Origin of the sequence: Fervidicola ferrireducens (assembly GCF_001562425.1) — a bacterium.
Classification (GTDB): Bacteria; Bacillota; Thermosediminibacteria; order Thermosediminibacterales; family Thermosediminibacteraceae; genus Fervidicola; species Fervidicola ferrireducens.
This window is the reverse complement of record NZ_LOED01000011.1, coordinates 1-20275: the sequence shown is the minus strand read 5'-3', so window position 1 is coordinate 20275 and position 20275 is coordinate 1. Positions and strand designations below refer to the sequence as shown.

Here is a 20275-nt window from a genome sequence, read left to right as displayed (position 1 = left end):
ACAATTTAATTATTCAAAGATAAAAGCCCGGTGAAACTCACCGGGCTATTTTTACTCGGCTTCCGGATATCTCGGCCTTGGCGTATAATGAGTGTGCAAGAGTTCGTGGGATTTTTCGCTCAGCGGCTTACCCAAAAATTCCTTATAAAGCTGCTGAACCGCTGGATTTTCGTGAGACTTCCTCAACGGCATCTTCCGATCTACTTCATAGATGGCGTTGCCGCGAATGGCACGGTAGTCCACATCAAATCGCTCGTCGGCACTCAATATCGGCTGGCCACCTCCGCCTACGCATCCTCCGGGACAGGCCATAATTTCGATGAAGTGGTATTCAGCTTCTTTATTTTTTACCCTGTCCAAAAGTTTTCTTGCATTCGCGAGGCCGTGAGCAACCGCCACTTTTATTTTCATGCCGTTTATTTCAACGACGGCCTCCTTTATCCCCTCCACTCCCCGAACGCCGGTAAATTCGATATTTTCTAGTTCCTTTCCTGTCACGACTTCGTAGACCGTCCTCAGAGCTGCTTCCATCACCCCGCCGGTGGCGCCGAATATTGCTCCCGCTCCCGTGGAAATGCCGAGGGGCTCGTCGAATTCCTCGTCCGGCATCGCCGCAAGGTTTATGCCGGCCTCTTTGAGCATCCTGGCTATCTCGCGGGTGGTGAGCACCGCATCCACATCCTGGTATCCGCTGGACCTCATCTCGGGCCGCTGGCACTCGTACTTTTTGGCAGTGCAGGGCATGATGGACACCACGAAAATCTTGGATGGGTCTATTCCCATCTTCTGAGCGTAGTAAGTTTTTGCAACGGCACCAAACATCTGCTGCGGCGACTTACAGGTGGACAGGTTTTCCAAAAACTCGGGGTAGTAATGCTCGCAGAATTTTATCCACCCTGGGCTGCAGGACGTAATAAGGGGGAGTTTCCCTCCATGCTCTAACCTCTCCAAAAACTCGTGCCCTTCCTCCATTATTGTAAGGTCGGCACCAAAATCAGTATCGAAAACTCTGTCGAAACCGAGTCTCCTGAGGGCTGCCGGGATTTTTTTGGTGACTATGGCTCCCCTTCCTAGCCCGAATTCCTCACCCAAGGATACCCTTACAGCCGGTGCTATCTGCACTATGACGTGCTTTTCGGGGTCCTGCAAGGCCTGCCAGACTTTGTCGGTATCGTCCTTTTCCTTCAAAGCTCCCACCGGACACGCCAGTATGCACTGGCCGCAGTTTACGCAAGCCACTTCCGCCAGACTCATGTCGTAAACCGGAGCCACCATAGTCTCAAATCCACGGTGGTTGGGCGAGATTACCCCGACGCCCTGCACGTTGTGGCAAGTGCTAACGCAGCGGCGGCACAGGATGCATTTTGAAGTATCCCTTACAATAGACGGTGAGAAATCATCGTATTTCGCTTTGTGTTTTTCGCCGGTAAACCGAATCGACTTTATTCCCAGTTCCTCCGCCAGTTTTTGGAGTTCGCAGTTCAGGTTGCGCACGCAGGTCGGGCACTCGAGATTGTGGTCGGACAAAAGCAGTTCCAGCGTAACCTTCCTTGCTTCCCTTACCGCCGGGGTGTTGGTATACACCTCCATGCCTTCCGATACGGGGTAAACGCAGGCCGCCTGGAGGGCTCTCGCGCCTTTGACTTCCACCACGCACATTCGGCACGCGCCGATTTCGTTTATACCTTTGAGAAAACAGAGCGTGGGAATTTTTTTGCCTATTTTTCGGGCAGCCTCAAGGACGGTTGTACCTTTCGGAACCTGAACCTTTTCGCCATCTATCGTCAAATTGACCATTTCCATATTAATCCTCCCCCTTGCCCTTATTTTTTCACAATAGCTCCGAACGGACATCTTTCTATACAGCTGTTGCACTTTATGCATTTTTCTTTATCTATCACGTGCGGTTGCCTGCGCTCACCGGAAATCGCCCCAACCGGACAGACTTTGGCGCAAAGCCCGCATCCTTTACATTTTTCCGCTATTATTTCGTAGGTTATAAGTGCGCGGCAGGCACCTGCTGGACATTTCTTTTCCTTTATGTGGGCTTCATACTCGTGCCTGAAATACCTGAGCGTCGAAAGCACTGGGTTCGGTGCCGTCTGACCCAAACCGCATAGTGCCGAAGCCTTTATATTCTTGGCCAATGTCTCCAAAAGCTCGATATCTCCTTCTCGACCTTCGCCATTGGTTATCCTCTCTAGAATTTCGAGCATCCTCTTCGTGCCGATCCTGCAGGGCGGACACTTGCCGCAGGACTCGTCCTGGGTGAACGTTAGGAAGAACTTGGCTATATCCACCATACAGGTATCTTCGTCCATCACTATCATACCGCCTGAACCCATCATCGACCCGGCCTGCGTCAAAGTATCGTATTCTATCGGCATATCAAGGAGTTCTGCCGGTATACAACCTCCCGAAGGTCCACCGGTCTGAACTGCCTTGAATTTCTTGCCGTTCGGGATGCCACCGCCGATATCGTATATTACTTCTCTAAGAGTCATCCCCATTGGGATTTCCACCAGTCCCGTGTTGTTTATCTTTCCGCCTATTGCAAACACCTTTGTACCCTTGCTTCTTTCGGTTCCAATGCTGGCAAACCATTCGGCACCGTTTAGTATTATCGGCGGGATGTTGGCGAAAGTTTCCACGTTGTTTATCAAGGTCGGTTTGCCCCACAGCCCTTCTATCGCCGGGAACGGGGGCCTTGGCCTAGGCTCGCCCCTCCTACCTTCAATCGACGCCAGTAGTGCAGTCTCTTCACCGCACACAAATGCTCCAGACCCAAGCCGCAGGAAAATATCAAAGTCGAATCCCGTTCCGAGGATGTTTTTGCCCAAAAGTCCCCTCTCTCTCGCCTGTTCAATGGCAATTTCAAGCCTCTTTACTGCCAGTGGGTATTCAGCGCGGACGTATATATAACCTTCTCTTGCCCCTATGGCGTACCCAGCAATAGCCATTGCTTCCAGGACCGTATGGGGGTCTCCCTCGAGGATGCTCCTGTCCATGAAAGCACCGGGGTCTCCTTCGTCTCCGTTGCATACCACGTATTTTACGTCTCCTGGCGCGTCTTTCGCAAACTGCCATTTTTTACCCGTCGGGAAGCCTCCGCCTCCTCTGCCCCTGAGACCCGATTTTGTAACCTCGTCGATAACCTGCTGAGGCGTCATCTCTGTTAAAACCTTGGCAAGAGCCATGTAGCCGTCGTTTGCTATATATTCTTCTATGACTTCGGGGTTTATAAGGCCGCAGTTTCTAAGAGCGATTCTTTTTTGCCTCTTGTAAAAGTTTATGTCGGTTAGGGCCCTCATCCTCTCCTCTGCCGTGCGCTCTTTATAGAGGAGCCTCTCCACTATCCTGCCCTTTACCAGATGTTCCTCGACTATTTCCGGTACATCCTCTGCCTTTACCTTACAATAGTAAGTGCCTTCCGGATAAATTATGATATTAGGCCCGAGTTCGCAAAGGCCCAGACAACCAGTTAACAACACCTTTACCTCTTTTGAAAGACCCCTTTTTTCTATCTCCTTTTCAAAGGCTTCCATAACGGACTCGCTTCCGGAAGCCGTGCATCCGGTTCCCCTGCAAACGAGCACATGCGCCCTATAAAACTCCATTTTAATCCCCTCCGAGTGTAAAATATTTTTTTATATATTCGGAATTACCCATTCGTCGATGACCTGGTTGTTTACCACGTGCCTTGCCACTATTTGCCTTGCCTTTTCGGGATTTACGTTGACGTAAGTGACTTTGGGCTGGTTGGGCTTTATGACATCCACCAAGGGTTCAAACCTGCACATGCCTATACATCCGGTCTCGGTGACCACGACGTCCGTAAGATTTCTCTTTTTTATCTCATCCAAAATCGCCATTAGGACTTCTCTTGCTCCCGCCGATATGCCGCAGGTACCCATCCCTACCACTATCCGAGTTTTATTCTCGTTGTCCTTCCTCAGATTTATCAGCTCGCGGGCCTGGTCTCTAATTTTTTCAAGTTCTTCTATGGATTTTATAACTCCCATCCCTTACGCACCTCCGCTCAACTTGTTCAAGCTTTCCTTTAAAAATCTTAGAATCCAGTCAATTACTAAAGGATTGTTTATCGGCACTTCCTGAAGTCTTTCTTTCAACTCTTTTGTGCTGAAGCAAAACACCCTATCTTCTTTTACGTGGGTGTATATAAAATCCACTTCAGGGTGAAGTGCCACCAGGGCCGATATCGTCTTCGCCATGTCCCCTAAAGGCTGCAGGTCGATGTGGCTCTTTTTAAACCACGCCCTTACAGTGGTTCCCTTGCTGGGAGTTGATTGTATGGCAATGCCACCTCCGGCGGCTTTCGCGGCTTGTGCCAGCAATGGAAGACCGAGTCCCACCTTTCTTTCAGTTCTCGTAGTGAAAAATGGGTCGATTGCTTTTTTGGCGGTTTCTTCGTCCATTCCCCTGCCATTATCTTTTATTTCAATCGACAAGACATCTTTCTTAGAATCCTCCACTATTTTTATCTCTACTTCTGTGGCACCCGCCCTCAGGGAATTTTCTACGATGTCAAGCACATGTAAGGACAATTCTTTCATCTTGCTCACTCGTAGTTTTTCAGAATTTCTGGCACCTTGTCCGGCGTCATCCGGCCGTAAACATCGTCGTTTATAATGACCACCGGCGCAAGCCCGCAGGCACCGACGCACCTGCATGCATCCAATGAAAATTTCAGGTCGTCGGTGGTATCCCCTACCTTTATGCCCAGTTCCTGCTCCAGCCTTGCCAAAACTTTGTCCGCCCCTTTTACGTAACAGGCAGTGCCCAGACAGACTCTTATCTGATATTTTCCTCGGGGTTTTAAGTTGAAAAACGAATAAAATGTAACTGTGCTGTAAACTTCGCTGAGCGTTACGTTTAACGCCTCAGCCACCAGCTTTTGCACTTCTATGGGAAGATACCCTACAATTTTTTGGGCTTCCTGTAGGACCTGCAAAAGCGCACCCTTTTGCCCTTTGTATTTTTCCAGCATCTTTTCGACTTCCCTTAGTTTTTCTGCCAACTCCGTATCCTTTTTGGCCGCAAGTTCCATGGCCATCAACCCTCCCGCATTAAATTAATGTTATTGTTTATACTTTCACATAGCCTCGTTGTTAAAATTTGTCCTTAAGGACAACCATCCTTCCACCCCAGCCTTTGAAGGCCCTCTTTACTTCTTCAAAGGTCGGTTCTTCTAAGAGAAAGTAAGTTTTTTTAAATACCATATCTTTAAGGCAGTGGGCGTCTGAAGAAAATACAACCGGGTATTTTGCAAATATATCCGGAAATCTATACCTTGCTTCATCAACCGATACGTTTTTAGAAAATTCCACGGCGTGTACTTTCATGTCCTCCGGTATGAAACCCAGCTGCCCGATTATGCCAAAACTCATCCTCTCCACGTGGGCAGGTATAAAAATCCCGCCGAAATCAAAGACTTTTTCCGCCACCTCATCCACAGAAAGGTCAGCGGATGCAATGAGCAACCTCTCTTCCTCACCGGTCACGTTCCCCATTTTATCCACCAGATACTGACGTCCCAGCCGCCTGGGGTCGTTTTTCTTAGGCGGAAGGTGTTCGTATATGAAATCCTGGAATTCCATTGCCACTTTCAAGCTTTCAAAATAGCAAAGGACGTGTACTTCTTCCCTGGTCTGCACCTCAATTCCCGGGAGTATCAATCCGTCAAAGCCGCAGGATGCTTCCACCATAGCAGGTAAGTTTTTTGCAGAATTATGGTCGGCTACCCCTAAAATTTTAATACCCATAAGCCTTGCCATATTTAAAATATTGGGAGGAACCATCTCATCTTCGGCGCATGGAGAAAGGCACGTGTGCACGTGAAGGTCTGCGGGAAATTCTTTCAGCATTTTCCCATGCTCCTGGACAATACATTATACAGTATTCCGCAAATTTCGAAAACAGGCCTTTTCGTGGAAAATATAGGTATATTTTCCTCTTCAGCTTTTTTTACTGTATTTTCTTCTATCTCCACGCCCTCCGCAACTATTATCCCAGCGAGACCGAGGAGGGCGGCCACAGCCACTATGTTGGGGTGGCTCTGCACCGTAATCCAAACCTGATTTTCAGCCGCGTGCCCCATAACCCAGCTGAGGAGGTCCGATGCATACGCGCCCGCAACGACTCTTTCGAGATTCGTTCCCTTTGTCACAAGGTTTAGTGAAAGCTCCCTCCTTATCTCCTCTAGAGTCAACACCCTCACCTCCTTTTCGACTTACCCTTCCATCGTAGGGGGCAATTTCTGGGATAGTTCCATCACTTCCTCCACGAGCTGCCTCACCTTTTCTCTGAGTTTGAAAACGCAGTCGGTTTCGCTGGCCCTACCCTGCACTATGTCTTCCGCCAGCGCCCTGCAGTTGGGCGAACCGCAGCTTCCGCAATCAAGTCCGGGCAATTCTTCCAAGATCCTTTCCAAAAGTTCCATCTTCTTAATGGCCTTGGCCATATCTTCGTCCAGCTTCATCGCAGGAACGGGTTTTATCTCTTCTTCCAAAAAGTGGTAACCTCTTTTAAAGTCCTCTATTACTGCCGCTTCATTTATCCCCGTTTTACTTGCCAGCTTTTCTGCCAACTTTTTCAATCTCACGCCGGCAATAAACCTGTTTTCGGGTGCGAGCACCCCGCCCACGCATCCGCCGCTGCATGCCTGCAGTTCCAGATAATCTATATCGGTGAGCCTTCCCAGTTCCACTTCTTCCAGAACTTCAATGCAATCGTGTATACCATCGACAGACAGGCGGTTGCCGAAATCCAACGCCTCGTTTTCTCCTCCCGCACGTCCCCATCCAACCCCCATTTTGCCGGAAGTTCCAAAAATAGAATGGTGTCTCCCTTTGCCGATGTTTTTCAGCACATTTGCATAAACCTTGCTCATTGAAAGTACCCCGTCAACATAAGACTTAGAAGTGCCGATGGGCTGCTTTACCGCGGTCACTTTTGCTGGGCATGGACTTATGAAGAAGGCTCCTATTTCCCGCTCCTGCAGTCCGTACAGTCTTTTTACGGTTTCCTTGGCTCTTTTGGCGGCTATTTCCACCGGAGCCTTTACCGGCACTATATTCCTTATGAGTCCTGGAAATCGAACTCTGATCAGACGCAAAACCGCCGGACATGATGAAGAAATAAAGGGCCTTATGTCCCTGTTTTTCTTTATATATTCCCTTATAGCGGCGGTAACCTCCTCCGCCGCCAAAGGAACTTCATAGACTTCATCAAAACCAGAAGCCCTTAAAGCGGCGTTGATGGCCTCTTTGGACGTCCCTTCTTTGAATTGGGCGTAAAAACTTGGAGCTGGCAAGGCAACCGTGAACTTGTACGACTTTAACTTTTCAATGTCATCCGTTACAGCAAACTTCGCCTGGTTAGGACAGATTCTTATGCACTCGCCGCAGTCGATGCATTTTTCCTGCATTATAAAGGCCTTGCCGTTTCTCACCCTAATGGCCTCCGTGGGACATCCTTTTATGCAGTTGGTGCACCCTTTACATTTTTTTATGTCCAGCGTCACCGAGTGGTAAAAATTCAATGGTGCCACCAGCTTTCTAAAAATAAAGCCTCACTATAAAAAGATTTTCATTTTTACTTTTGTGCCTTTTCCAACAACGGAATTGATTTCGAACTCATCCGAAAATTTCTTCATGTTCGGCAGCCCCATACCCGCACCGAACCCCATCTCCCTGATGCGTTCCGGAGCTGTAGAATATCCCTCCTGCATGGCCAGCTCTATATCCTCTATGCCGGGCCCCTCATCCTCAGCGGTAATTTCTATGTGAGAAGGAGTTATATCGAAAATCAGCTTCCCATTGTACGCATGAATAACGATGTTCATTTCCGCTTCATAGGCCACTATGGAAGCCCTTCTCATCACGGAAGGGTTGACGCCCAATTGCTTCAAAACCTTTTTCGCCTGTTCCGTAGCCTTCCCAGCCGTATCAAAATCTCCGCCGTGCACCTCATATACTAGGCGCATAGTGCCCGGTATCTTTTCTTCAACGTTTTGTCTTTCCTGGACTTTCCTTGCTATAATGTCTCCTTTCAACCCTGCCTCATACAAGAGGCCACAACTTTCGTAAAGGGGAAAGTCGGTTCGAAGAAGGGGAAGGCCGCTTTCCCTCGCCAGCTCTATTACATCGCTAGTCGGGCACTTCCCCCTCACGAAAACTATGGCAGCAAACTCGGACATGCTGGCAGTCTGTATTATCTGCCGGTGCGTAAGACCCGTCAGCAAAACTGCGTTCTTTTTCATATCCGCCAGTATGTCGCTGATGAGGTCAGCACCACAAGCGTTCGTCACTTCAACTTCTAAAGCTCCATCATCCCCTGTTAGAACCTCGGCCCGCAGAATCTCCTTTATTTTCTTCAGTTTCATCGGGATTCACCCAAATGGAATGTCAGGTATTCAAGCTGCGAAGCCAAATCTACCCTCCTCAACACCACACCTTCAGGGACCGAAACGTTTACCGGCGCAAAATTTATAATTCCCCTAATTCCAGACTCCACCATGAAATCCACCACTTCCTGTGCTGAAGCCGCCGGTACCGCCACTATCCCCAATTTTATCGAAAGCTCCTCTACCTTCTCTTTCAGCTCTTCAAGCGGTCTTATTTCTATATCGCCGATTTTATTTCCTATCTTTGCAGGGTCAACGTCGAAGATGCCGACTATGTCAAAACCTCTTTCAGCAAACCCCCCATACATGGCGAGGGCTGCTCCCAGGCGCCCTGCACCTATTATTATCACGGGCCAACGCCTGTCAAGCCCGAGAATTTTCATGATGTAGTTGTAAAGCTCCCTGGGATTATAACCTACACCTCTCGTGCCAAATTCCCCGAAGTAAGCCAGGTCTTTCCTCACCTGGGCGGGAGTAACTCCGGTCGCTTTTGCTATCTGCTGGGAAGAAACGGTTGAGATTCCTTTTTCGTCAGCTTCTTTTAAAAAACGGGAATACGCCGTAAGCCTTCCTACAGTAGCTTCAGGTATTTTAAATTTTTTGAACAAACTCAACCACTCCTTGCAATTATTTTAGCACAATGCACTCATTTTTACAATATTAAAAGAGAAAAAAATCACAAGTTTGTTAATTTTTTAACAAAATGCCTTGCCTATTATTGTTTAAGAGTAAAAGAATCGTCGATTATTTTGAAGTTATACGCATTTACGCCGGATGACACGTACACTTCTTTATCCTTCGTCACAAAAATCGCCTCTATATCTGGCAAGTTTTCAACTAGTTCCATGCCGCGCTGTAAACCCAACGAAAAAACGGTAGTAGAAAGTGCATCGGCATCTATAGAACTATCTCCTATTATTGTTACGCTAACCAGGCCGTTTTCGACTGGATATCCCGTCGAAGTGTCGAGTATATGATGGTATCTTTTGCCTCCCTGCTCGAAAAACCTTTCGTACACTCCGGAGGTGACCAGGGTCTTGTCTTCGGCTTCGATAGTGGCAAAGATTTCGCCCCTTTGTTTAAAGGGATCCTGTATCCCTATCTTCCACGGCTGACCGTTCGGCTTTTTCCCGAGCACGTATACGTTGCCGCCGAGGTCTGCTACTGCACTTTTTATTCCCCTTTCCTTTAACACCCTTATAACTTCATCCGCTGCATACCCTTTTGCTATGCCCCCTAGGTCTATCGCCATTCCGGGCTTTTTTAGCATCACAGTTTTTTCGTTCTCATCGAGCAAAACATCCCTATAATTTATAAGCTTAAGGGCTTCTATTATTTCGCTTTTCTCGGGTACGCGCGCCTTATCGGTGCCGATACCCCACAGATTCACTAAAGGTCCGACGGTTATATCAAACTTTCCACCGGATAGTTCCGAAAAGTAAAGTCCCCTTTTTATCACGAAAAAAGTATCAGAGCTGACTTTTACGGGATTTTTACCCGCCGCTTCATTTACCGCCGTAACCTCGCTGTCGCTCGCCCTCGCGTTCATCTTTTTGTCTATCTGTTCGATCCTCTCAAAAGCAGCGTCAATCGCTTCCGATGCCCCATCGCCGTAGGCCGAAATTTTGATAAGTGTATCAAGCTGAAAATTTGTTTTCACCACCGGCTTGTCCTCGGGCCGGCTACAAGAAGTTACAAGGAAAATCAGCGCAAAAATGATGATGCATGTTACAATTCTCCTTCTCATCTGCACAAGGCGACAATTCTTGTCGCATCCACCCCCTTTTTCACAACTTCTTACACTATTATATCAATAAATTGATATCCTTCAAATATTCAATCAAATATTTTTTTGTACCAATATCATTGAGGCCAAATCTCTTTTTTTATACCCATATCTTTTGCTTTTCTGATGAGAACATTATACCGGATCATAGCCGCTTCCAGGCGTGCAATGGCGGCATCTATTTCTTCCGGCTCATTTTTTGCCCACTGAAAGGCTTTTTCAGCTATTTGGAGTTCCTCTTTCGCTTCCTCAATTTCCTTCAGGATGGATTTATCGTCCTTTTTAGGACGATCACCGTTACACTTTTTTGCCATAAAAAAGCCCCCTTCTATAATCCATATATATTCACCGAAGGGGGCAAAACTTCAACCAACTTCGACTAATTCTTCAAAAGACTTCTAACTTTGCCTATCAGGTAAAGCGAACCTGCGAAAACCACTACGTCATCGGGAGCCGCCATATTCAACGCCACATCGACGGCTTCTGCTATATCGTCGCTGATATATATTTCCGGAATTTTTTCAAAAGGCAGTCGCTTTATAGATTCCGCAAGCTCCGCCGCCGACAATGCTCTTGGACTGTCGGGTCTCGTCGTAATTATCGAGTCTGCTATTGGAATTATCTCACTCAACATATCCACGTAGTCCTTATCACTTAAAATGCCTATCACGAGTATAATCCTCTTTGCGGGGAAATATTTCAATAGAGCTTCTTTCAGCACCTGAATCCCTGCAATGTTGTGGGCACCGTCAATCAACACGTAAGGATTTTCTTTCAATATTTCTAATCTCCCCGGCCAGCGGGCTTCTTCAAGGCCTTTTCTCACCGCTTCTAGAGGTATTTCGATGCCGTAGCGCTGCAGGGCTTCCACCGCAACCACCGCCGTGGCTGCGTTGTCCAACTGATGGTCACCCAAAAGCCTTATCTTCAGCCGGTCGTATTCGCGCTTTGAAGTCTTGAGGTCAAAAGTCTGGCCTTCCACCCCCCAATTTATGAGGCGGTAGTGCGCCTCTTTTTCAACCTTCACCAGCGGTGAGTTCAGCTTACTGCACGTTTCTTCGATAACCTTCATGGCCTCCTCATTCTGCGGTGCAGTTACCGTAACTCTGCCGGGTTTGATTATTCCGCACTTTTCCCTTGCTATCTCTGTCAGCGTGCTGCCCAGATACTGCTGGTGGTCGTAGCTTATGGGTGTGATGGCGCTGACAAGAGGAGTTATCACGTTTGTCGCATCGAACCTTCCACCCATGCCCACTTCCAGCACCAGGAAATCTACCTTTTGTTCCTTGAAGTAAAGAAAACCGAGAGCCGTCACTGCTTCGAATTCTGTGGGTGCACCCCAGCCATTTTTTTCCATCTCTTCGACCGCGCTTTTCACCTTTTCAGTGAGCCTTGCGATGTCATCGTCGGGGATATTTCGGCCGTCAACCTTTATCCTCTCATTGAACACTTCCAGGTAGGGCGAGGTATAAAGCCCTACCCGGTACCCTGCCGCCCTCAAAATGGAATCTATCATAGAGCAGGTAGAACCTTTGCCGTTGGTGCCGGCCACGTGTACTATGTTGATTCCTTCCTGGGGATTTCCCAGTATTTCAAGCAGCTTTTTTATTTTCTCCAGGCCAAGTCTTATCCCGAACTTGGTCATCCCGTGGATGTACTCCAGAGCCTCGCGGTAGCTCAGCATAAGAATAGCCCCTTCCCATAATTTTGATACGTATTAACTCTTGGCGGTCAGGAGTTGTAATCTAGCCTCTATGCGCTTTAGCATATCGATGTAGTCCTTTTCCTTTTGCTTTTCCTTTTCCACCACGTCCTTCGGAGCTTTAGCGAGGAAATTGTGGTTTGAAAGTTTTTTCCTGACTGCCGTAATTTCTTTTTCCAAATCCGACTTTTCCTTTTGTAACCTTGCGACTTCCGCTTCCAGGTCCACCAGCCCCTCCATGGGGATGAATATTTCCGCACCCCTTATGACGCAGCTCATGGCTTTTCCGGGGGCAGGATTTCCTTCAGGGATGAAATCTGCTTCGGAAACTTTCGCCAGAGCCTTTATTATCTCAATGTTTTGCCTAAGCAGCTCGTGGGTTTTTGCATCACCAGTTCTAACCACCGCTTTTGCCTTTTTGGATGGAGGCACGTTCATCTCCGCCCTGATGTTTCTGATGCCTCTTACCGCATCCATGAGGATTTGCATATCCCCCGCGTCTTCAAACCTCCAATCGGCCCTGTATTCCGGCCAAGCTGACACCATTATGCTCCTTCCCTCATGTGGCAGGTGCTGCCATATCTCTTCCGTGATAAAGGGCATGAAAGGATGCAGCAGCCTCAAAACCCTCTCCAGCACCGTATACAGCACCTGCTTGGTTCTCATTTTCGCCGATTCGTCCTCGCCGTAAAGGTCTATTTTTGCCATTTCGATGTACCAGTCGCAAAACTCGCTCCAGAAAAAGTCGTAGACCTTCTGGGCCGCCATCCCGACCTCAAATCTTTCCAGAAATTCCGTAACTTCTCTCGTTACATCGTTGAGCCTTGACAAAATCCAGCGATCCTTCAGTGACAGCTTATCAATTTCTACCTCTCCCGGTGTGAAATCTTCCAGGTTCATCATGACGAAGCGGGAAGCATTCCATATTTTGTTGGCAAAATTCCTGCTGTGCTCCGCTTTCTCCCACGAAAACCTTATATCGTTTCCCGGAGTGTTGCCAGTGCAAAGTGCAAATCTTAGGGTATCGGCGCCGTATTTTTCTATGACCTCCAGCGGGTCTATGCCGTTGCCCAGAGATTTGCTCATCTTGCGACCCTGAGCGTCTCTCACAAGGCCGGTTATCGCCACGTATTTAAACGGTTCTCTTTTCATGAACTCCATCGCCATAAATATCATGCGGGCCACCCAGAAGAATATGATATCGTAACCGGTGACCAGCACCGTGGTCGGATAAAAATACTTAAGGTCCTCCGTTTCATCGGGCCAACCCAGGGTGGAGAAAGGCCATAGGGCTGAACTGAACCAGGTATCCAAAACATCGGGGTCCTGTTCCAGAGAAGTTCCGCCGCATTTTGTGCATTTTGCAGGGGTTTCCCGAGAAACTATGGTTTCTCCGCAATCCTGGCAATACCAGGCGGGAATCCTGTGACCCCACCAGAGCTGCCTTGAGATACACCAGTCGTGGATATTCTCAAGCCAGTTAATGTAAATTTTAGTGAACCTCTCTGGAACGAACTGCACCCTGCCCTGCTTTACCACTTCGATGGCGGGCTCCGCCAGAGGCTTCATCCTGACGAACCATTGCTTTGAAACCATTGGCTCTACAACGGTATCGCACCTGTAACACTTGCCGACGCTGTGGGTTAGGTCTTCTATCTTTGCCATGAAGCCTTTTTCTTTCAATTCTTCTACTATTGCCTTCCGGCATTCGTACCTGTCTTGTCCTTTAAACTTTCCTGCGCTTTCGTTCATCCGCCCTTCTTCATCCATCACCTTGATTATGGGCAATCCGTGCCTGAGGCCTATTTCAAAGTCGTTGGGGTCATGGCCAGGGGTTATCTTCACGGCACCGGTGCCGAACTGCATATCCACGTACTCGTCGGCGATTACAGGAATTTCCCTTCCCACCAACGGCAGTATCACTGTCTTTCCGATATACGCCCTGTACCTTTCATCGGCGGGATTTACTGCTACCGCCGTATCGCCCAAGATGGTCTCGGGCCTGGTGGTCGCCACGGTTATGTGCCCCGAACCATCGCTAAAGGGGTATTTCACGTAATAGAGCTTATCCTGCCTTTCCTCGTGTTCCACCTCTATATCGGAAAGAGTGGTCTTGCAGGTGGGGCACCAGTTTACGATATAGTCGCCCCGGTATATCAGGCCCTTTTCGTAAAGCCTCACGAATACTTCCCTCACGGCACGGCTCAGCCCTTCGTCCAAAGTGAACCTGAACCTGGACCAGTCGCAGGAAGCTCCGAGTTTTTTCAGCTGGTTTACTATGGTGTTGCCGTACTTTTCTTTCCAGGCCCAAACCCTCTCGAGGAACTTTTCCCTTCCAAGGTCGTATTTGGAAAGCCCCTCCTCCGCCAGCTGCTCCTTCACCTTAGCTTCCGTAGCAATTCCCGCGTGGTCGGTGCCGGGCAGCCACAGCGTCGGATATCCTCTCATTCTTTTATACCTTATCAGGATGTCCTGTATGGTATTGTTCAGAGCATGTCCGAGGTGTAGGTTCCCTGTCACATTGGGCGGAGGGATAACTATGGTGAAAGGTTCCTTCTCCGGCTCGATCTTCGCCCTGAAAAACTCGTTTTCTTCCCAGAACTTGTACCATTTATTCTCTACGCTCTTGGGATCGTAAACAGAAGGAATATCTGAAAAAGCCATTATGACACATCTCCTGGTTCAAAAAACTTGACTGTTTTTATCTCCAGCCAAGCCGGCCCCCAGACCAGGCTTTCGCCTCCTTTCCGTAATATTTGATTTGCCCCCCGAGGGGCAGGGCGACAGGGGGCCTAGGCCCGGGAGTCCCACCCGGAGTCCGGACGGAGCAGTCAATCCTACCCCCATACCCCAGGCTCGCCTGCTCGGACTGGCGGGGCGCAAAACACCCGCAGGTCGGAGTAAACTGGAGTAGAGGCGGTGTGCTCACCGCCGCCCGGACCGCCCTGTTAGGGCGCCTACCGGTTTGTCCGACACCGGCTAAACGGGGTCACCGTAAGGACAGGGCAAGTTCCTTGAGGTCGTGCCAGACGGAGTAAAACGCCTCCTGCTGCCACCGGGTAAGCCCGTTGTGCAAAAGGAGCTTTTCCTCCAGCCGCCTCAAGCAGGCCCTGACCTTGCGGGTCATCCCTCTTCCTTCCCTCGGTGTATGAGGATCGACCTTACAGGTCAGCTCTTGCTTGATCTGAACTATTAGTTGTTTAAGTTCTTTAGTTACCCGTTCCTCAAAACCCATCGCCCGGCGGCCTATGCTCAGAGCCGCAGCACAGTGCACCGGAACGGCATAGCGCTTCGTATACTTCCAGTAACCTATAGTAGATGTGTGCCGGGCAGATACGAGCTTAAATGGCACTCCTTCCTTGACTGCCCTTCTGCACACCGCTTCCACCATCCTGGCAAATGGGAAGTTTGAAGCCATTCGGTTAAATTTTTTGTTGGTATCCAGCCTGTCTTTGTTAAAATTGAGTTCCTCCATGGCAATGGATTTGCCCAGGAAGAAGGCTATGTCTATTACTACTTTGGCTAAAACGCCTATCAGGTAGTCCCTCCGGAAGCCACAAGTATAGGCCAGGTCGGGTATGCTGATGTAGAGAAAGCCGTTCGGGTAGGTGATAACTTGAAACTCTCCTTCATACTTGCCCAGGTTGCCGGGGCAAGGGATTTTAAAATCTTCCGGCCACGGCTCAGGCTGGCCAAAAGCACTTATATTGCATAAGGCTATCCCGTCAGGGTTGATGTCCAGGGCTAAACAGCCTTTAGTAAAATCAGGTTCCTTCATCCCGCCCAAATCTAACGTCAGATGCGCTATATAGCGGTCCTCCGGGGTGCGGACCAGCTCTACCGTATAGGGCAGTTTCATGGCCAGCCATATCCGCACCAGGTCCCGGTGATTCTCCGGCAGCCACAACTTTCCTTCTACTCTCGGGGCTTTGCTCATCTTCGGGCGGCCAAGTTTATCCGTGCCTCGCTGTTGGGAAAGGTGGGATATGGATACAGCCAGGCGGAAGTCCTGCCCGTCAAAGGATACCTTGATGTTAGGGTTGCCGCCTTTTGTCTCGTCTCCCCGGGAGTAGAGGCGGTTTTTGCGGGATGATTGCCACTCATCCCGCGCAGCCAGCCCCTTGCAGACCTTTTCCCATAGCTTTCTGCCGCCAAAGACTACCTTCGGTATCGTGCCATTCTTCAGATGTACTTCAAGTTCGGCCAGCTTTTTCTCCAGAGATGCTACCCGGTTGTTCTGCCCCTTGACTGCCAGGCGGAGTTTTTCTACAATATCCGGGGCATTGCCTCTTTCTTCTGCCTTCGCCAGCTTTCTCATAGCTGTGCCGAGTTTCTTCCTCGCCCGGCTCAGCTTGTTTTTCGTCTCCTCAATCTCCAGCTCCAGCAGCTCTTTTTGGGAGTCCAGGAGGGCCTGTGCTTTAAGCCTGGCGTCGTCCGCATATCGGGAGTTGATTCCGAAGAGTTCTTGCCCCAATTTCTTTATTTCATCCCGGGATATACCCTCCAGCAGCCGGTTGAAGGCCCAGCGCATACATGAAGAAAAAAGGCGCATTTCCGTCTCAAGGGGGTCTTCCTCACCACGGCTCCATTTTTGCGAACGAAAGGCCGGGTAAACTTCCGGGAAGAACTCCCCGCATATCGTCATGCTAAATTTGTCCTTTTTCTGCTTCTTCGGCATTTCTTATCAGCTCCCGAAAATCGGGGATTCTAGCTTGCCGCCGGGCAGCCGCACGGGGTTGATCAGTCCCTGTTTTTCCCATGCACGAAGCCTGTTCGGGTGTTCGCCTAATCTTTTCGCTGCTTCTCCAATGGATAAGAGTACCATGCTTTCATGGTAGCAAAATAGTTAAGTAAAGTCAACTACAGTGCAGTTTCTTGAAGCTGCTGCAATCCTCCTTTCAATACTCGAGAAAAACTTTAAGGCCCTTCGCCCTGATTTAAGGACGAAAGGCCCCTTTCGCGGTACCACCTTAATTCCCGGATTTTCACCCGGGCTCTTGAAAACCTAACGGTAAAACCGGCTCCGGCTACTCTTTCGCCGAAGCGGCTCAGGGGCGACCTTCGAAAGCGCCCTTAAGAAGGCTTTCAGCCGGCGGCCTTCCTCTCTTTATAAGGGCGGGCTTCCTACTCCTCCCCGTCAACGCCTTTACAATCTTGATTTTTATGTATATTTTACCTTCAGGCTATTGCTTTGTCAAGACTACGGCTAACCCATCCATCTATTGCAGCTTTCCACTTTCTAAATCATTCATTATTCCTTCGACCGTATTAACCGCATCCTCCGCCAAATCCACAACTTCCGTCGCACAGACCATTTTTCGCACTTTTCCTCTATTTTTTCATTATATTGAGCGGCTTTCCGGGCTAATACGTTCACCGAATGGCCCGGGACGATTGTTTCCCCCATAGCGTACAAAAAAGCCTTAATTGCTTTTTCGGCCACCTGCTGGGCTAAAAAGCACGCGATATGGTAGCCGCCTTGTTCGGCGAGCATCCTTGCCCACTTTAAGTCTTCTTTTGCCTGTTCCAGCCATCTCTTACCCTCTTCCATCCCCGACCTTCTCATACAGCACCCTCCCCTCAGCTACAGCCTTCTTGAAAAAGGGCTTTTCCTTCACAGTTTCCCATTCTTCGGGCGTATAAACCAGTATATCCGCAGCTACTCTAGGAGCTATTTTCCTATAGATAAAACCTATCCGGTCGATAAAGGGCAAATCGCTCTTTAAAATAGCTATAATATCAAGATCGGTAAAAAGGTCCTCACGCCCCCGGGCATAAGACCCGAAGAGCAATATTTTTTCCGCTCCGAGCTTTTTTAGTTCTGCTGTAATCCTTTCCAGTTCACTTTTCAACAGGGCTTCGTATTCTTCTTTCTCCCTTTTTATGTCCATGTACATCATTCCATATGAGATAATGGTAGGAATTATTATTATGTTTCATATTAGCATAATGGAGAATTTTTGTAAATAAGCTGCTTTTTACCGCTGTAGATGGGTCAGATAACTTGCCTAAAATAAAAGAGCTATTAAACGAAACTGTGGTACATTACAAGCGGGATTATTGGGATGCCCGCGTTAATTTCGGCAGACATCTCTTTAAGAGAAGGATATAAAAAAGGAGCCGGAAAGGCTCCTCATCTATATATTTTCAATCCAATCGCCTGCACCATCAATTTAAAGATGTCTGTATTGTCTATGTGCCCTGTAAATGTCTCGGCGTACGGACCATAGGCCATTACGGGAACGTCCGCACCGGTATGGGCGGTGGAAGTCCATCCGAGCAGCGCCCGCTTGCTCATAATATCGGCTACTGCATTTACCACCGCGGACGGATTTTTATCTTTTTCTTTAAAGGCGTTTAACATAAGTATCATTTCGTCGATCGTGAGGTCTTCAATGCCAAGGTAGTTGGAGAAGACCTGCTTTATGTTGTCGGGGGTCAGTTTGGGAGCTATGACTTCTTCGATAGAATTCTTTTGCAACTTTAGCACCTCGGGCTCGAAGTTGTACTGGCCGTAGCCGCCAATCGACAACCCGCCGGTCTCGTGGTCTGCCGTAACTATTACCAGGGTATCATTGCGGCCTTTTGCGAAATCCAAAGCTACTTTAACTGCCTCATCGAAAGCTAGAACGTCCCTCGCCACCACCGCCCCATCGTGGATGTGGGATGCATGGTCGATTCGGCCTCCCTCTACCATGAGGAAAAAGCCGTCCTTATCCTTACTTAAAATCTCTATTGCCTTTTTCGTCATCTCAGCCAGGCTGGGTTCCCTACCAGAGTCTCTGTCGATTTCAAAACTGAGATGGCTCATTTTGAAAAGGCCCAGCAATTTACCCCGGGTCACTTTAAGCATTTCATCCCTGTTTTCAACAACCGTATAACCCATTTTTTTAGCTTCGGCTATTAAGTCCCGGCCATCTTCCCTCTTACCACCCTGTTCCTTGGAAATAAAGTGCTGCTTTCCACCCCCCAGGAGCACATCCACCTTATGATTCAGCATATCCACCGCTATTTCGTTTTCGGCGTCCCTGTCAACATTGTGAGCCGCAAACGCCGCTGGAGTCGCGTGGGTTATCCTTGTAGTCGTCACGAGGCCGGTAGCTTTGCCCTTCTTCTGGGCTATTTCTAAGATAGTCTCAACGGGCTTTTTATTAACATCGACGCTTATGGCGGAATTGTAAGTCTTTACTCCAGTGGCGATGGCGGTGGCGGCCGCCGACGAGTCGGTCACCCACTTTTCGACGGGATCGTTGGGATAAGTGGAGACGGTACCGTTATATTTGAACCCGTCCACGGTTAGCGCGTTCCCCTTGAAAATCCGTCCCAATGTTAAATGTCCGTAACCCATACCATCTCCGATGAAAAGAACCACGTTTTTTGCCGGAGGAGCAGCTTCGGCGACTGTTATGTACGAAGTCAGGATAAGCCAAAGGAGCATTACCACAAGCAGCAGTCCCAAGCCCTTTTTAAGAAACAGCCTCATAAATATCCCTCCCCGGAAATTTTTTGAGCTAGTACATTTTACTGCTTATCCAAAGATTATATAACCCACGAAGTAAGCTAATTTTCAATCCCATATGAAAAAAACTTAGGGGAAGTATTTATCACTAACCCTTCCCCTTATTTCAACCCTTCCCCTTATTTCATAAGTCAAAAAGATAAAGGTCGGGAAGGAGAAAAGATTTTTTCTTTTTCATAAACTGAAATCACCCAAAAAAATCGTACCCAATTTTCCAACGGAAGTATGCCAGATCATACCGGGAATTATGCTTCTTGTCCGTAGATATAAATATCCCCATATTAGACCTGTAGGATGTGTGAAGCTGACAACATTTAGAAATACGTATAAAAGACTGTAATTTCCTTTTATTACGATAGAAGGAATATGGAGTGCAGTAAAAATTATGTCAGAAATAACTAACGCATTTAGCGAATTCTTTAAAATAATTTCTAACCGCGGAAGTAAAAAACCTCTACAAAACAATTCCTCGGGTAAACCATTTACAAATGTCCCAAAAACAAATGAAATCATTTTATAAAGTAACATTTTGTGATTGAAATATTTATATAATCCACCGTAAATACCTAGGAGCACACTCAATCCTAAAAGAATAAATGTAAGTCTTAAGTACCTTACACTAAAACCCATTTCTTTGAATTTGTATCCCATTAGTAAATAAATCAGCAGGACCGGAACTGTAAGTAATATTGTGTGTATAACAGCAAGCGTTAATCTCTTTTTTACACAATTATACGGACTTAACTCAATGCCCCAATTAGACGTATAGCTGATTCGCGGTTGGGAAATATCCTAATAACCCTTTCACGTCGGCGTATCTCTTCGTTTAGCCGCTCTAAAGCA

The 20275-nt window shown here is 48.2% G+C and carries 21 protein-coding genes and 1 other annotated feature; all 21 genes read right to left on the bottom strand.

Features of this window, described 5'->3' with window-relative positions; all coding sequences use genetic code 11:
* Positions 1 to 51: 51 nt before the first annotated feature.
* Positions 52 to 1803: an NADH-dependent [FeFe] hydrogenase, group A6 gene (locus tag AN618_RS05595; protein ID WP_066353024.1), complete on the bottom strand. Its 1752-nt coding sequence runs from the start codon at positions 1801 to 1803 to the stop codon at positions 52 to 54.
* Positions 1804 to 1823: 20 nt separating this feature from the next.
* A complete protein-coding gene (gene nuoF / locus AN618_RS05590) occupies positions 1824 to 3617 on the bottom strand; it encodes an NADH-quinone oxidoreductase subunit NuoF (RefSeq protein WP_066353022.1) in 1794 nt (597 codons plus the stop codon).
* Positions 3618 to 3647: 30 nt separating this feature from the next.
* The gene (locus AN618_RS05585; protein ID WP_066353107.1) at positions 3648 to 4013 is read right to left on the bottom strand and encodes a (2Fe-2S) ferredoxin domain-containing protein; all 366 of its coding nucleotides are present in this window, start codon (positions 4011 to 4013) and stop codon (positions 3648 to 3650) included.
* Positions 4014 to 4025: 12 nt separating this feature from the next.
* On the bottom strand, positions 4026 to 4574 hold the full coding sequence (locus tag AN618_RS05580) for an ATP-binding protein (RefSeq protein WP_066353021.1): 549 nt from the start codon (positions 4572 to 4574) through the stop codon (positions 4026 to 4028).
* 5 nt (positions 4575 to 4579) lie between these two features.
* Positions 4580 to 5068, bottom strand: a complete 489-nt coding sequence (gene nuoE, locus AN618_RS05575) for an NADH-quinone oxidoreductase subunit NuoE (protein ID WP_066353105.1) — start codon at positions 5066 to 5068, stop codon at positions 4580 to 4582.
* Positions 5069 to 5129: 61 nt separating this feature from the next.
* Positions 5130 to 5885: a PHP domain-containing protein gene (locus AN618_RS05570; RefSeq protein ID WP_066353020.1), complete on the bottom strand. Its 756-nt coding sequence runs from the start codon at positions 5883 to 5885 to the stop codon at positions 5130 to 5132.
* Positions 5879 to 6229 carry a DRTGG domain-containing protein gene (locus tag AN618_RS05565; protein WP_066353019.1) on the bottom strand — a complete coding sequence of 117 codons (351 nt, stop codon included), beginning with the start codon at positions 6227 to 6229 and terminating at the stop codon, positions 5879 to 5881. The genes AN618_RS05570 and AN618_RS05565 overlap by 7 nt, the downstream gene beginning before the upstream one ends.
* A gap of 21 nt (positions 6230 to 6250) precedes the next feature.
* Positions 6251 to 7570 carry a [Fe-Fe] hydrogenase large subunit C-terminal domain-containing protein gene (locus AN618_RS05560; protein WP_245628418.1) on the bottom strand — a complete coding sequence of 440 codons (1320 nt, stop codon included), beginning with the start codon at positions 7568 to 7570 and terminating at the stop codon, positions 6251 to 6253.
* Between the two features lie 24 nt (positions 7571 to 7594).
* Positions 7595 to 8404 (bottom strand): ATP-binding protein, encoded by an 810-nt coding sequence (locus tag AN618_RS05555; RefSeq protein WP_066353016.1) that lies wholly within the window; start codon positions 8402 to 8404, stop codon positions 7595 to 7597.
* Positions 8401 to 9033 carry a redox-sensing transcriptional repressor Rex gene (locus tag AN618_RS05550; RefSeq protein ID WP_066353015.1) on the bottom strand — a complete coding sequence of 211 codons (633 nt, stop codon included), beginning with the start codon at positions 9031 to 9033 and terminating at the stop codon, positions 8401 to 8403. The genes AN618_RS05555 and AN618_RS05550 overlap by 4 nt, the downstream gene beginning before the upstream one ends.
* Positions 9034 to 9140: 107 nt before the next feature.
* Positions 9141 to 10172: an FAD:protein FMN transferase gene (locus AN618_RS05545; RefSeq protein WP_066353013.1), complete on the bottom strand. Its 1032-nt coding sequence runs from the start codon at positions 10170 to 10172 to the stop codon at positions 9141 to 9143.
* 116 nt (positions 10173 to 10288) lie between these two features.
* Positions 10289 to 10525, bottom strand: a complete 237-nt coding sequence (locus AN618_RS05540; protein WP_066353011.1) for a DUF2508 family protein — start codon at positions 10523 to 10525, stop codon at positions 10289 to 10291.
* Between the two features lie 65 nt (positions 10526 to 10590).
* Complete coding sequence (locus AN618_RS05535) at positions 10591 to 11892, bottom strand: glutamate ligase domain-containing protein (RefSeq protein WP_066353103.1); 1302 nt, start codon at positions 11890 to 11892, stop codon at positions 10591 to 10593.
* A gap of 36 nt (positions 11893 to 11928) precedes the next feature.
* On the bottom strand, positions 11929 to 14577 hold the full coding sequence (locus tag AN618_RS05530; protein ID WP_066353009.1) for a valine--tRNA ligase: 2649 nt from the start codon (positions 14575 to 14577) through the stop codon (positions 11929 to 11931).
* 325 nt (positions 14578 to 14902) lie between these two features.
* Complete coding sequence (locus AN618_RS05525; RefSeq protein WP_066353008.1) at positions 14903 to 16591, bottom strand: IS200/IS605 family element transposase accessory protein TnpB; 1689 nt, start codon at positions 16589 to 16591, stop codon at positions 14903 to 14905.
* A 6-nt stretch (positions 16592 to 16597) separates the two neighbouring features.
* Complete coding sequence (locus AN618_RS12620) at positions 16598 to 16738, bottom strand: MerR family DNA-binding transcriptional regulator (protein ID WP_083515069.1); 141 nt, start codon at positions 16736 to 16738, stop codon at positions 16598 to 16600.
* A gap of 111 nt (positions 16739 to 16849) precedes the next feature.
* Positions 16850 to 17063, bottom strand: a binding site (T-box leader).
* Between the two features lie 101 nt (positions 17064 to 17164).
* Positions 17165 to 17479: a HEPN domain-containing protein gene (locus AN618_RS12615; RefSeq protein WP_222926343.1), complete on the bottom strand. Its 315-nt coding sequence runs from the start codon at positions 17477 to 17479 to the stop codon at positions 17165 to 17167.
* Positions 17451 to 17813 (bottom strand): nucleotidyltransferase domain-containing protein, encoded by a 363-nt coding sequence (locus tag AN618_RS05515; protein WP_245628417.1) that lies wholly within the window; start codon positions 17811 to 17813, stop codon positions 17451 to 17453. The genes AN618_RS12615 and AN618_RS05515 overlap by 29 nt, the downstream gene beginning before the upstream one ends.
* Before the next feature lie 233 nt (positions 17814 to 18046).
* Positions 18047 to 19396 carry an alkaline phosphatase gene (locus AN618_RS05510; protein ID WP_066353006.1) on the bottom strand — a complete coding sequence of 450 codons (1350 nt, stop codon included), beginning with the start codon at positions 19394 to 19396 and terminating at the stop codon, positions 18047 to 18049.
* A gap of 210 nt (positions 19397 to 19606) precedes the next feature.
* The gene (locus AN618_RS12610) at positions 19607 to 20083 is read right to left on the bottom strand and encodes a CPBP family intramembrane glutamic endopeptidase (protein ID WP_083515068.1); all 477 of its coding nucleotides are present in this window, start codon (positions 20081 to 20083) and stop codon (positions 19607 to 19609) included.
* A gap of 89 nt (positions 20084 to 20172) precedes the next feature.
* The coding region (locus AN618_RS12605; protein WP_157081637.1) for a transposase at positions 20173 to 20275 on the bottom strand (103 nt) is incomplete at its 5' end.